Raw genomic sequence first — 13,218 nt, 5'->3', positions numbered from 1 at the left:
GATCGGCTTCCAGATCAGGGCGGTTGTCGGCATATGACGGCAAATTTCCGGTAAAGGTCAGTCGGCCGTCTCCGCCAGCATCTTGATCGCCGCAGCCCCGACCTTGCGCACGGCTTCTTCAATCTGCGCGGTTGGCTTGGCAGCGTAGTTCATGCGCAGGCAGTTCCGGTATTTGCCGGAAGCGGAAAAGATACTGCCTACCGCTACTTGCACGCCTTGTTCCACGAGGACGCGGTTGAGCTTCAACGTATCAAAACCTTCCGGCAGTTCGATCCACAGCATGAAGCTGCCTTGTGGCCGGCTGGCACGGGTGCCCGTCGGGAAGTAGCGGCTGACCCAATCGAGCATCAAGTCGCGATTGCGCTGGTATTGAGTGCGCATCCGCCGCAAATGCGGTTCGAAGTGGCCCCCTTTGAGAAACTCGGCTATGGCAATCTGCGGTTGAGTCGCTGTGGAGCCGGTGCTGATGTATTTCATGTGCAGCACCCGTTCCAGGTATCGGCCCGGTGCCACCCAGCCAATGCGCAAACCGGGTGCCAGGGTTTTCGAAAACGAGCTGCACAGCAGCACACGGCCGTCTTCGTCGAACGACTTGATGGTGCGCGGGCGCGGGTAGCTGAAGGCCAGTTCGCCGTAGACATCGTCTTCGATGATCGCGACGTCGAAGCGCTGTGCCAAGGTGAGCAACGCCCGCTTGCGCGCCTCCGGCATGATGTAGCCCAGGGGGTTGTTGCAGTTGGGGGTAAGCTGGATGACTTTGATCGGCCACTGTTCCAGCGCCAGCTCCAACGCTTCGAGGCTGATGCCGGTGATCGGGTCGGTAGGGATTTCCAGGGCTTTCATGCCCAGGCCCTTGAGCGTCTGCATGGCGCCGTGAAAGCTCGGTGAGTCCACCGCAACGATATCGCCCGGCTCACAGATGGCATGGATGCTGGCAGACAACGCCTCATGGCAGCCGGTGGTGATCACGATGTCCTCGGCCGTCAGTTGGCAGCCGGAATCCAGGGACAGACGCGCAATTTGCTCGCGCAGCTCCATACAGCCGAGGATGTTGTCGTAATACAGGCCCGGCAGATCCTGGCGGCGACTCACGCGCGCCAGGCTGCGCAACAGGGGTTTCAAGGTAGGCGACAATACATCCGGCATGCCGCGACCCATCTGTATGACATCCTTGCGCGGCGTTGCGCGTATCAACTCCAGCACCTGGTCCCATTGGGAAATGTCCACGGGGCGCTGAGCCGGACGACCGACTTCGGGCAGGGCCGGTAACTCGCGGCCGACGGGTACGAAGTAGCCGGATTTCGGCTTGGGCATCGCCAGGCCGTTGTCTTCCAGCAACCGATAAGCCTGCTGCACGGTGCTCAGACTGACCCCATGTTCCACGCTCAAGGCCCGTACAGAAGGCAGTCGATCACCGGGGCGATAGAAACCTTGTTCGATGCGGGTACCCAGCAATTCGGCGAGGTTTATGTACAGGGTCATGGCGGTCGCTCCCGAGTGACCATTACAGATAGGCAGAAAATACAGGATTCAGCCGTCCAAAGGCAGCATCTGTATGGATTTAATAAGGCAGGGTTGAATCTGTAATGGTTTTGGCCGCGCGCTCATGCTGGTCACTCAAGGCAACAAGCAACTGAGGGGCAGCAAAATGAACGGCATGAGCGATGTGCGGCTGGCGTTACACAGTCAGGAACTGGAGGCTGGGCAGGAGCGGGCGACGGCGCCGCGCGATATCAGTCGCTGGGGTCTGTTCTGGCACCGTCGCCACACGCGCAAGGCTTTATTGCACCTGACCAGGGAGCAATTGCGCGACGTCGGGCTGACCGCTGAGCAGGCACGCGACGAGGGGCTGAAACCGTTCTGGCGCGATTGATCAGACCAGCTCTTTGAGGCGGTGCCAGAGCATGCCCAGCGCCAACAGCGGCGAGCGCAGGTGCTTGCCGCCGGGGAAGGTGATGTGCGGCACCTGGGCGAACAGGTCGAAGCGGCCCTGTTGCTGGCCGCTGATGGCTTCGGCCAGCAACTTGCCCGCCAGGTGCGTGGCGTTGAGGCCATGGCCAGCGTAGGCCTGGGCGTAATACACGTTGGGTTGGTCGGCCAGGCGGCCAATCTGCGGCAAACGGTTGGCGCCGATGCCGATCATGCCGCCCCACTGGAAATCGATTTTTACGTCGGCCAACTGGGGGAATACCTGCAGCATTTTCGGGCGCATATAGGCGCCGATATCCTTGGGGTCGCGACCGGAATAGTGGCAGGCACCGCCGAACAGCAGGCGGCGGTCGGCTGACAGCCGGAAGTAATCCACCGTGACACGCTGGTCGCACACCGCCATGTTCTGCGGCAGCAGGTTGGCGGCCTGGGCTGCGCTCAACGGCTCGGTGGCGATGATGTAGCTGCCGGCGGGCAGCACCTTGCCGCTGAGGTGCGGGTTGAGGCCATTGAGGTAGGCATTGCAGGCCAGCACCAGAGTCTTGGCGCGCACGTTGCCTTGGGCGGTGTGTACGCTGACTTCGGGGCCGTAGTCGATGCGCGTGACTTCGGACTGCTCGAACAGCTTCACGCCCAAATGCTGCGCGGCGGCGGCTTCGCCGAGAGCCAGGTTCAGCGGGTGCAGGTGGCCGGAGCCCATGTCGATCATGCCGCCCACGTAGCGGTCGGAGCCAATCACGCTGGGCATTTCGTTGGCTTGCAGCAGGCGTATGTCGTGACGATATCCAAGGCTGCGCAGTTCTTCGGCATCTTCGGCCAGGCCGTGCAGGTCGCGGGGTTTGTTGGCGAGGTCGCAGTAGCCCCAGGCCAGGTCGCAGGGGATCTGGTAGCGCTCGACGCGCTCACGCACAATCTCCACCGCCTCCAGGCCCATCAGCTTCATCTGGCGTACGCCCTCGGTGCCGATCACGTTGGCGAACTGGTCCAGGCCATGGCCGACGCCGCGAATCAGTTGGCCGCCGTTACGCCCGCTGGCGCCCCAGGCGATCTTGCGCGCTTCCAGCAACACCACGCTGAATCCACGCTCGGCCAACTCCAGCGCGGTGTTCAGCCCCGAGAAACCGCCGCCGACCACGCACACATCCGCGGTCAGTTCGCCGGTCAACACCGGGTACTCAGGTTGCGGCACGCTGCTGGCGGCGTAGTAGGAAGCGGTGTGCCGGGCGCTGGCAGTCATGGGGAGCATCCCTGTTTGGAAAATTTGACGCAGGATACAGCGGTCGGACGAAGCTGTCTGCGCAGGGCGTTTTGCGGCAGAATCCACGCCTATTCGCCGTTCGGTACGTGTTTCGATGAGTTGCAACAGTCAGAAAGTCAGCGCCCTGCGCAGGCAGATTCCTTCGTTCGAGTGCGTCCCCGGTTGCCACGACTGCTGTGGGCCGGTAACCACCTCGCCCGAGGAAATGTCGCGCCTGCCGCGTAAGACTGCGGCTGAGCAGGACGCGGCCATGGAGGAGCTGAACTGCGTGCACTTGGGCCCCAACGGCTGCACGGTGTACGACGAGCGCCCGTTGATCTGCAGGTTGTTCGGCACCACCAAGACCCTTCCGTGCCCGAATGGACGGCGCCCGGTGGAGCTGATTCATCCTCGGGTGGAGAAGCAGATCCACGACTACATGGCAAGCACCCGGCAGGTGTTGGTTTAGCGGTTTTACACAGTCCAAATGTGGGAGGGGGCTTGCCCCCGATAGCGGTGGATCAGTCGGCACCTTTGGCGTCTGACACACTGCTATCGGGGGCAAGCCCCCTCCCACATGTTGACCCGAGTGTTTCAGGTCAGTCCGGGATCGGCAGGTTCAGGCTCTCCTTCACCTCTTCCATCACGATATAGCTCTTGGACTCCCGCACATGGGGCAGCTTGAGCAGGATGTCGCCAAGCAATTTGCGGTACGACGCCATCTCGGAAATCCGCGCCTTCACCAGGTAGTCGAAGTCGCCAGAAACCAGGTGGCACTCCAGCACATGGGGCAGTTTCAGTACGGCGCGGCGGAACTCCTCGAAGGTGTCGCCGGACTTGTAATCCAGGCTGATCTCGACAAATACCAGCAAACTGCCCTTCAAATGCTGGGGATTGAGCCGCGCGTTGTAGCCCATGATGATCCCTTCACGCTCCAGCCGGCGCACACGCTCGGTACAGGGCGTGGTCGACAGCCCGACCTTTTCCCCCAACTCCGTGAACGAAATACGCCCGTCGGTTTGCAGGATGCGCAGGATGTTGCGGTCGATCTTGTCCAGCTCCCGCTTGGTCTGGGTGTTGGTACGCATAGGGGATACGCCTCTGTGAAAAGGGTTTTTGCCGAGAATTGTCGCCAAATATAGGCAGTTATATAGTGAAATGCACTGGCAATTGTTTTTTACACTGCGCTCATCATTGCTCGAACAACACACGTCAGCGGCCACGTCCGCGATGAGGATATAAAAATGCGCGTTCTGGTCTTGGGTAGCGGCGTCATTGGTGTGACCAGTGCCTACTATTTGGCGCGGGCCGGCTTTGAAGTGGTCGTGGTCGACCGTCAACCCGCCGCTGCCATGGAAACCAGTTTCGCCAACGCCGGCCAGGTGTCCCCGGGCTATGCCTCGCCATGGGCCGCGCCGGGCGTGCCGCTCAAAGCTATTAAGTGGCTGCTGCAACGCCATGCGCCGCTGGCGATCAAGGCCACCGCCGACATCGACCAATACCTGTGGATGGCGCAGATGCTGCGCAACTGCACCGCCAGCCGTTACGCGGTGAACAAGGAGCGCATGGTGCGTCTGTCCGAGTACAGCCGTGACTGCCTCGACGAACTGCGCGCCGAGACCGGCATTGCCTACGAAGGCCGCAGCCTGGGGACTACCCAGTTGTTCCGCACCCAGGCGCAGCTCGATGGCGCGGCCAAGGACATCGCCGTGTTGAAGGAGTCCGGCGTGCCGTTCGAGCTGCTCGACCGCGCCGGTATCGCCCGCGTCGAACCGGCCCTGGCCAGCGTCACGGATATTCTCGCTGGCGCCCTGCGCCTGCCGAACGACCAGACTGGTGACTGCCAGATGTTCACCACCCGCCTGGCCGACATGTGCAAGCAACTGGGCGTGCAATTTCGCTTCGAACAGGATATCCAGCGTCTCGACTACGCCGGTGATCGCATCAGCGGCGTGTGGATCGACGGCACGCTGGAGACCGCCGACCGTTACGTGCTGGCCCTCGGCAGCTACTCGCCGAAGCTGCTCAAGCCGCTGGGGATCAAGGCGCCGGTGTACCCGCTCAAGGGCTATTCGCTGACCGTACCGATCACCAACCCGGCGATGGCGCCGACTTCGACGATTCTCGACGAGACCTACAAGGTCGCAATCACCCGTTTCGACAACCGCATCCGCGTCGGTGGCATGGCTGAAATAGCCGGTTTTGACCTGTCGCTTAACCCGCGTCGGCGTGAAACCCTGGAGATGATCGTCAACGACCTTTATCCTCAGGGCGGCGATTTGACCGAAGCCAGTTTCTGGACCGGCCTGCGTCCGACCACCCCCGATGGCACTCCGATTGTCGGTGCCACCCCGTTCAAGAACCTGTTCCTGAATACCGGCCACGGCACCCTCGGTTGGACCATGGCGTGTGGTTCCGGTCGTTTGCTGGCCGACCTGATGGCGAAGAAAACCCCGCAGATCAGTGCCGAAGGCCTCGATATTTCCCGTTATGGCAACCACCAGGAGTCCGCACAACATGTCAATCCAGCGCCAGCTCACCAATGAGCGCATGAGCCAGATCGTTGTCCACAGCGGTACCGTGTATCTGGCGGGGCAAGTCGGTGACGACATGAACGCCGGGATTGAACAGCAAACCCGTGAAACCCTGGCCAATATCGAGCGTTTGCTCGACCTGGCCGGCACCGACAAGAGCAAGCTGCTGTCGGTGACGATCTACCTGAAAGACATCGACGCGGATTTCGCCGGCATGAACGCGGTGTGGGACAAGTGGCTGCCCAAGGGTGTCGCCCCGGCCCGTGCCACGGTTGAAGCCAAGCTGTGCGAACCGCAAATCCTGGTGGAGCTGTCCGTTGTGGCCGCGCTGCCTTAATCACCGATCCCTCTCCCGGTGCCGATGCTGTCTGTCGGTGCCGGTTTTTCTTCACTTTGCCGCCTAGAAGCCTGCCGCCATGCGTCCTGCCCGTGCCCTGATCGACCTCCAAGCCCTGCGCCACAACTACCAATTGGCCCGTGAAGTCACGGGGGCCAAGGCCCTTGCCGTGATCAAGGCCGATGCCTACGGGCATGGTGCCGTGCGCGTCGCCCAAGCGTTGGAAGCCGAGGCGGACGGGTTTGCCGTGGCCTGCATCGAGGAGGCATTGGAGCTGCGCGCCGCCGGTATTCGTGCACCCGTGCTGTTGCTGGAAGGTTTCTTCGAGGCGGACGAGCTGCCGCTGATCATCGAGCATGATTTCTGGTGCGTGGTGCATTCGCTGTGGCAACTGGAGGCCATCGAACAGGCCGTACTGAGCAAGCCGCTGACTGTCTGGCTCAAGCTCGATTCGGGCATGCACCGTGTCGGCCTGCATCCGAAGGATTACCACGAGGCTTACCAGCGCCTGCTGGCCAGCGGCAAAGTGGCCAAGATCGTTTTGATGAGCCATTTCGCGCGTGCCGATGAACTCGACTGCGTGCGCAGCGATGAACAGGTGGCGGTGTTTGACGCGGCGCGCCAGGGCTTGGCGGCCGAGGTCAGCCTGCGCAATTCGCCGTCGGTGATGGGCTGGCCGGCTGTGTCCAGCGATTGGGTGCGTCCCGGCATCATGCTTTACGGCGCTACACCGTTTGGCGAAGACCAGGCCGTGGCTGCGCGCTTGCAGCCGGTGATGACCCTGGAGTCCAAGGTGATCTGCGTGCGTGAACTGCCGGCGGGGGAGCCGGTGGGTTACGGCGCCAAGTTCATCACACCGAAACCCATGCGTATCGGTGTAGTTGCCATGGGTTATGCCGATGGCTATCCACGACACGCGCCGACCGGTACGCCGGTGCTGGTGGCCGGTCAACGCAGCCAATTGCTGGGCCGTGTGTCCATGGACATGCTGTGCATCGACCTCACGGACGTGCCGCAAGCCGGCCTTGGTTCCACCGTGGAGCTATGGGGTAAACATATCCTCGCCAGTGACGTCGCGGTTGCCGCCGAGACCATTCCGTATCAGCTGTTCTGCAACCTGCGCCGCGTGCCAAGGCTCTATTCCGGGGCTTGACCGCCAGGCACGAACGCAACCGCCCGGGATTTAGGCCCAAGTGTTGTAAATACTGAACGCTGTCGCCATGATAACGCTCAATTACAACAAAGCCTGAATCCTAGGAGGCTCCTGCATTGGACGTCGGCGAACGACTGCAATCCATCCGTAAACTGAAGGGTCTTTCCCAGCGCGAGCTCGCCAAGCGTGCGGGTGTCACCAACAGCACCATTTCGATGATCGAAAAAAACAGCGTCAGCCCCTCGATCAGCTCCTTGCGCAAGGTGCTGGGCGGCATCCCCATGTCGATGGTCGAGTTCTTTTCCGAGGAGATCCTCCAGGAAATACCGACGCAGATCGTCTATAAAGCCAATGAGCTGATCGACATCTCCGACGGCGCCGTCACCATGAAACTGGTAGGACGGGCGCACCCCAGCCGGGCGATTGCGTTTCTCAACGAAATCTACCCGCCGGGCGCCGACACAGGCGAAGAAATGCTCACCCACGAAGGCGAAGAAACCGGGATTCTGGTGGAAGGTCGCCTGGAGTTGGTGGTCGGTCTTGAAACTTTTGTGCTCGAAGCGGGCGATAGCTACTACTTTGAAAGCACCAAGCCCCATCGTTTTCGCAATCCGTTCGACGTGCCGGCGCGACTAATCAGCGCAGCCACACCCGCGAACTTTTAAGAAAAGAGGCGTCCTGCCAGCGTCGCAGAGGCACCCGAGCTGTATTCCGTGAGGTCGAATCTCCCTTTGTTTAATAGGGTTGTTTCGGCCAGGCGGGCTAACCGTTATACTTTCGCCGCCTGCGAAACCGTGGCCGCAGGCGTGAATAGCCACCATTGAGGGTGAACGCGTGAACCTAATTATGAAAATGCTGGCTGCACCAGCAACCGTACTGGCCCTATGGGCTGTCAGCGCTCAAGCTGCGACCAATGATGATATTGCCAAGCGCCTGGAGCCTGTCGGCCAGGTCTGCGTCCAGGGCCAGGAATGCAAGGGCATGGAGGTGGCGGTCGCCGCAGGCGGCGGCGCTGCGAAGACGCCAGATGACATCATCGCCAAGCACTGCAACGCTTGCCACGGCACCGGCTTGTTGGGCGCGCCGAAAATCGGCGACACAGCGGCCTGGAAAGAACGCGCCGATCACCAGGGCGGCCTTGACGGCATCCTGGCCAAGGCGATCACCGGTATCAACGCGATGCCGCCAAAAGGCACCTGTGCCGATTGCTCGGATGATGACCTCAAGGGTGCAATCAAGAAGATGTCTGGCCTCTGATCCGCCGATCTTCGTCAAAAATGCCGCTTACGAGCGGCTTTTTTGTGCCTGGGATTGGTGTTTCAGCGCTGTTCATTGCAGCAAAGACCCGGCAAGCTCGGTCCAACCCCTAATCATGGAATGTTCAGGAGGGTCGGATGGTGCAGTTGTGTTCAATCGAGCAAGCAGTTGACGACGTACTGGCGCGGTTGCCGGCGCATATCCACATGGGCATGCCCCTCGGGCTAGGCAAGCCGAACCGGTTTGCCAATGCCTTGTACCGGCGCATCGCCAAGTTGCCGGAGCGGGCGCTGACCATCTATACCGCGTTGAGCCTGGGCCGCCCGACGATGGGCGATGGTTTGCAGAAACGCTTTCTCGAACCCTTTATCGAGCGGGTGTTCGGCGATTACCCCGAGCTGGATTTCCTCGCCGACCTGCACAACGACAGCCTTCCGAAAAATATCCATGTGCAGCAGTTCTTCATGCAGCCGGGCAGCTTGCTGCACAGCGAGTCGGCGCAGCAGGATTACGTCAGCAGCAACTACAGCCACGCCGCTCGCGACATCAACGCAGCGGGCTTGAACCTGGTGGCGCAACTGGTCGCCAGCAGCAGCGAACATCCGGATCGCCTGAGCCTGAGCTGCAACCCGGATATCACCCTCGACCTGTTGCCGATGATCGCCAAGCGCCGTGATGCCGGTGAAACCGTGCTGATCGTTGGCCAGGTCCACAGCGATTTGCCCTATATGCCCGGCGACTCTGAGCTGGGCATGGATGCCTTCGATTACCTGATCGATGAAAAAGACAGCACCACGTTGTTCTCCACGCCGAATATGCCGGTGGGTTTCCAGGACCATTTTATCGGCTTGCATGCCAGCACCCTGGTGCGCGATGGCGGCACCTTGCAGATCGGCATCGGCTCCATGGGGGATGCGCTGACCGCCGCGTTGCTGGCGCGCCAGGCCGACAATGAGTCCTATCGCTCGCTGCTGACCGACCTGGACGTGTACCAGTGGGCACCGCTGATCAGCCGTGAAGGCGGTGTCGACCCCTTCGCCCGGGGGCTTTACGGGTGCAGCGAAATGTTCGTCAACGGCCTGTTGGTACTGGCGGACGCGGGGATTATCCGTCGCAAGGTCTACCCGGATGTGGCGACGCAACAGCAGGCCAACGCCGGCACGCTCGACGATGCGGCGCAGCCTGACGGCATTTCGATCCACGGCGGCTTTTTTCTTGGCCCGCGCAGTTTCTACCAGCGCCTGCAGGAAATGACTCACGCCAAGCGCCTCGAATTCAACATGACCCGCATCAGCTACATCAACGAGCTGTACGGCCAGGAAGAACTCAAGCGCCTGCAGCGGTTGGATGCGCGGTTTATCAACAGCGCGATCATGGTGACGCTGCTCGGCGCGGGCGTGGCCGACCAGTTGGAAGACGGTCGTGTGCTCAGTGGTGTGGGCGGGCAGTACAACTTTGTGGCCCAAGGCCATGCGCTGGAAGGTGCGCGGTCGATTCTGATTTTGCGCAGTTGGCGCGAGTCAGCGGGGGAGGTCAGTTCCAATATCGTCTGGGACTACGGCCACTGCACCATTCCCCGGCATCTGCGGGATATTGTCATCACCGAATATGGCATTGCAGACTTGCGCGGGCAGACGGATGCCAAGGTGATCGAGGCGTTGCTCAATATCACCGACTCACGCTTCCAGGACGATTTGATCAAGGAGGCGCAAAAGGCCGGCAAGCTGCCCAAGGATTTCCAGCTGGATCCGCGCTTTGCCGATAACACGCCGGAGCGCTTGCAGGGGATTCAGGCACGCCATCGTCGGTTGTTTCCGGAGTATCCGCTGGGCAGTGATTTCACTGATGAAGAACGGGATTTGTTGCGGGCGCTGAACTGGCTCAAGAGCAAATTCAAGCTGACGGAGATTCTGGAGCTGGGCAAGGCGGCGTTGGATGCGCCGGAACCGGAGGTGTTTCCCAAGCATCTGGAGCGGATGCGGTTAGGTAAGCCGGAGGGGCTGAAAGAGGATCTGTACCAGCGGCTCCTACTCGCCGGCCTACAGGCCACCGCGCACTGACAGGCAACACAGGGTCAATGTGGGAGGGGGCAAGCCCCCTCCCACTGTTACAACCACTTTAAGGCAGGGGTTATTCGATGAAGGTAACGACGCCACCTTCCAGCGACTTGACCCGCGCCAGCGACTCAACCCGATAACCCTGTGCATCCAATTCCGCACGCCCACCCTGGAACGACTTCTCGATCACGATCCCCAAACCGGCGACGGTCGCGCCGGCCTGCTTGATGATCGAGATCAGCGCCTGGGACGCCTTGCCGTTGGCCAAAAAGTCATCGATCACCAGCACCCGGTCGCTGCTGGTCAGGTGGCGCGGGGAGATTGCCACGGTGCTTTCGACTTTCTTGGTGAAGGAATACACCGTTGCCGACAGCAGGTTTTCCGTCAGGGTCAGGGACTGTTGCTTGCGCGCGAAGATCACCGGTACACCCAGGTTCAGGCCGGTCATGATCGCCGGTGCGATGCCCGATGCTTCGATAGTGACGATCTTGGTGATGCCCGAGTCCTTGAACAGTGCGGCGAATTCGTCGCCGATCAGCTTCATCAGCGCCGGGTCGATCTGGTGGTTCAGAAAGGCGTCAACCTTGAGTACCTGATCGGAAAGCACGATGCCTTCTTCGCGAATTTTCTTGTGCAGTGCTTCCACGGAAAGCTTCCTCTAATGGCGCGCTATGCGCCGAAAGTAGATTGAAAAGTAGTCGATTCTAGCGCTTTAACATCGCGCGTATGTCCGCCAAGGCGGTGTTGCCGCGAACGGCCTTCACCTCGGTCGGGGTGTCGTCATTGCCTTCCCAGGCCAGGTCATCCGGCGGCAGTTCATCCAGGAACCGGCTGGGCGCACAATCGATGATTTCGCCGTACTGTTTGCGCTTGGCGGCAAAGGTGAAGGCCAGGGTCTGACGCGCGCGGGTAATGCCCACGTAGGCCAGGCGGCGTTCTTCTTCGATGGTGTCGGCTTCGATGCTGGAGCGGTGCGGGAGGATTTCCTCTTCCATGCCCATGATGAACACGTAGGGGAATTCCAGGCCCTTGGACGCATGCAAGGTCATCATCTGTACACCTTCGGCGCCGTCTTCCTCTTCCTGCTGGCGTTCGAGCATGTCGCGCAGCACCAGCTTGCCGATGGCGTCTTCGACGGTCATCTCGCCGTCTTCGTCTTTTTCCAGGGTGTTCTTCAGCGCTTCGATCAGGAACCAGACGTTGCTCATGCGGTAATCCGCGGCCTTGTCGCTGGAACTGTTGGTGCGCAGCCAGTTTTCGTAGTCGATGTCCATGACCATGCTGCGCAGCGCGCTGATCGGGTCTTCGCCGGCGCACTGCTCGCGCACCTTGTCCATGAAGCGCTTGAAGCGCGACAGGCGATCGGTGAAGCGCGAGTCCAGGTGTTCGCCCAGGCCGATTTCGTCGGTGGCGGCGTACATCGAGATCTTGCGTTCAGTGGCGTAGTTGCCGAGTTTTTCCAGGGTGGTCGAGCCGATTTCGCGGCGCGGCACGTTGATTACGCGCAGGAAGGCGTTGTCGTCGTCCGGGTTCACGATCAGGCGGAAGTAGGCCATCAGATCTTTTACTTCCTGACGTCCGAAAAAGCTGTTGCCGCCCGACAGGCGATACGGCACCTGGTGGTGCTGCAATTTCAGCTCGATCAGCTTGGCCTGGTAGTTGCCGCGATAGAGGATCGCGAAATCGCTGTAGGGCCGGTCGGTGCGCAGGTGCAGGCTGAGGATCTCGACGGCCACGCGCTCGGCTTCGGCGTCTTCGTTACGGCAGCGGATCACGCGGATCTCATCGCCGTGGCCCATCTCGCTCCACAGTTGTTTTTCAAATTCGTGGGGGTTGTTCGAGATCAGCACGTTGGCGCAGCGCAGGATGCGGCTGGTGGAGCGGTAGTTCTGCTCCAGCATCACCACTTTCAGGGACGGGTAGTCGTCCTTGAGCAGCATCAGGTTTTCCGGGCGGGCGCCACGCCAGGCGTAGATCGACTGGTCGTCGTCGCCGACCACGGTGAACTGGTTGCGCTTGCCGATCAGCATTTTTACCAGCAGGTATTGGCTGGCGTTGGTGTCCTGGTATTCGTCCACCAGCAGGTAGCGCACCTTGTTCTGCCATTTTTCGAGGATGTCGGCGTGTTCCTCGAACAGCTTTACCGGCAGCAGGATCAGGTCGTCGAAGTCCACCGCGTTGAACGCCTTGAGCGTGCGCTGGTAGTGGGTGTAGACGATGGCGGCAGTCTGTTCCTTGGGGTTGCGTGCATTTTCCAGGGCCTGGGGCGGCAGGATCAGGTCGTTTTTCCAGGCGCCGATCATGTTCTTGATCTCGTCCACGCCATCGTCGCCTGCGTATTCCTTTTGCATGATGTCGGTCATCAGCGACTTCACGTCGGTCTCGTCGAAGATCGAGAAGCCCGGCTTGTAGCCCAGCCGCGCATGCTCCTTGCGGATGATGTTCAGGCCCAGGTTGTGGAAGGTACACACGGTGAGGCCACGGCCTTCGCCACCCTTGAGCAGGGTGCCGACGCGCTCTTTCATTTCCCGCGCAGCCTTGTTGGTGAAGGTCATGGCGACGATGTACTGGGCGCGGATGCCGCACTGCTGGATCAGGTGCGCGATCTTGCGGGTGATCACGCTGGTCTTGCCGGAGCCTGCGCCGGCGAGCACCAATAGAGGGCCGCCGACGTAGTTCACGGCTTCTTGCTGCCGGGGATTGAGTCGGGACAT

Annotated in this window: 13 protein-coding genes; 8 read left to right on the top strand and 5 right to left on the bottom strand. The window is 60.9% G+C overall.

The window, feature by feature from the left end; translation table 11 throughout:
• Positions 1-57: 57 nt before the first annotated feature.
• The gene (locus M2497_RS00065) at positions 58-1,482 is read right to left on the bottom strand and encodes a PLP-dependent aminotransferase family protein (protein ID WP_248485342.1); all 1,425 of its coding nucleotides are present in this window, start codon (positions 1,480-1,482) and stop codon (positions 58-60) included.
• Positions 1,483-1,648: 166 nt separating this feature from the next.
• Here M2497_RS00065 and M2497_RS00060 point away from each other — a divergent pair, with 166 nt between their 5' ends.
• Positions 1,649-1,873 carry a DUF1127 domain-containing protein gene (locus tag M2497_RS00060; protein WP_248488278.1) on the top strand — a complete coding sequence of 75 codons (225 nt, stop codon included), beginning with the start codon at positions 1,649-1,651 and terminating at the stop codon, positions 1,871-1,873.
• Here M2497_RS00060 and M2497_RS00055 read toward each other — a convergent pair whose 3' ends face one another.
• Complete coding sequence (locus M2497_RS00055; RefSeq protein ID WP_248485341.1) at positions 1,874-3,166, bottom strand: FAD-binding oxidoreductase; 1,293 nt, start codon at positions 3,164-3,166, stop codon at positions 1,874-1,876.
• A gap of 115 nt (positions 3,167-3,281) precedes the next feature.
• On the opposite strand from M2497_RS00055, the gene M2497_RS00050 reads away from it, so the two are divergent.
• A complete protein-coding gene (locus M2497_RS00050; protein ID WP_248485340.1) occupies positions 3,282-3,635 on the top strand; it encodes a YkgJ family cysteine cluster protein in 354 nt (117 codons plus the stop codon).
• 130 nt (positions 3,636-3,765) lie between these two features.
• Here M2497_RS00050 and M2497_RS00045 read toward each other — a convergent pair whose 3' ends face one another.
• Positions 3,766-4,254, bottom strand: a complete 489-nt coding sequence (locus M2497_RS00045) for an Lrp/AsnC ligand binding domain-containing protein (protein ID WP_003176896.1) — start codon at positions 4,252-4,254, stop codon at positions 3,766-3,768.
• Positions 4,255-4,410: 156 nt separating this feature from the next.
• Between M2497_RS00045 and dadA the strand changes: the two genes are divergently transcribed.
• The 6 genes from dadA (at position 4,411) to M2497_RS00015 (ending at position 10,507) form a co-directional block, all read left to right on the top strand.
• A complete protein-coding gene (dadA, locus tag M2497_RS00040) occupies positions 4,411-5,712 on the top strand; it encodes a D-amino acid dehydrogenase (protein WP_248485338.1) in 1,302 nt (433 codons plus the stop codon).
• On the top strand, positions 5,684-6,037 hold the full coding sequence (locus M2497_RS00035; RefSeq protein WP_071494604.1) for a RidA family protein: 354 nt from the start codon (positions 5,684-5,686) through the stop codon (positions 6,035-6,037). Before dadA ends, M2497_RS00035 begins: the two co-directional genes overlap by 29 nt.
• Before the next feature lie 79 nt (positions 6,038-6,116).
• Positions 6,117-7,190, top strand: a complete 1,074-nt coding sequence (alr, locus tag M2497_RS00030) for an alanine racemase (protein WP_248485336.1) — start codon at positions 6,117-6,119, stop codon at positions 7,188-7,190.
• Positions 7,191-7,306: 116 nt separating this feature from the next.
• On the top strand, positions 7,307-7,855 hold the full coding sequence (locus M2497_RS00025) for a cupin domain-containing protein (protein ID WP_003176893.1): 549 nt from the start codon (positions 7,307-7,309) through the stop codon (positions 7,853-7,855).
• Between the two features lie 181 nt (positions 7,856-8,036).
• Complete coding sequence (locus M2497_RS00020; protein ID WP_043293857.1) at positions 8,037-8,447, top strand: c-type cytochrome; 411 nt, start codon at positions 8,037-8,039, stop codon at positions 8,445-8,447.
• A gap of 137 nt (positions 8,448-8,584) precedes the next feature.
• Complete coding sequence (locus M2497_RS00015; protein ID WP_248485335.1) at positions 8,585-10,507, top strand: acetyl-CoA hydrolase/transferase C-terminal domain-containing protein; 1,923 nt, start codon at positions 8,585-8,587, stop codon at positions 10,505-10,507.
• 70 nt (positions 10,508-10,577) lie between these two features.
• Here M2497_RS00015 and M2497_RS00010 read toward each other — a convergent pair whose 3' ends face one another.
• Complete coding sequence (locus tag M2497_RS00010) at positions 10,578-11,150, bottom strand: xanthine phosphoribosyltransferase (protein WP_025856334.1); 573 nt, start codon at positions 11,148-11,150, stop codon at positions 10,578-10,580.
• Positions 11,151-11,208: 58 nt separating this feature from the next.
• Positions 11,209-13,218, bottom strand: a complete 2,010-nt coding sequence (gene rep, locus M2497_RS00005; protein WP_248485333.1) for a DNA helicase Rep — start codon at positions 13,216-13,218, stop codon at positions 11,209-11,211.

This window comes from Pseudomonas sp. CYM-20-01 (genome assembly GCF_023169845.1).
Taxonomy (GTDB): domain Bacteria; phylum Pseudomonadota; class Gammaproteobacteria; order Pseudomonadales; family Pseudomonadaceae; genus Aquipseudomonas; species Aquipseudomonas azotoformans.
This window is presented reverse-complemented; position numbering and strand designations above follow the sequence as displayed.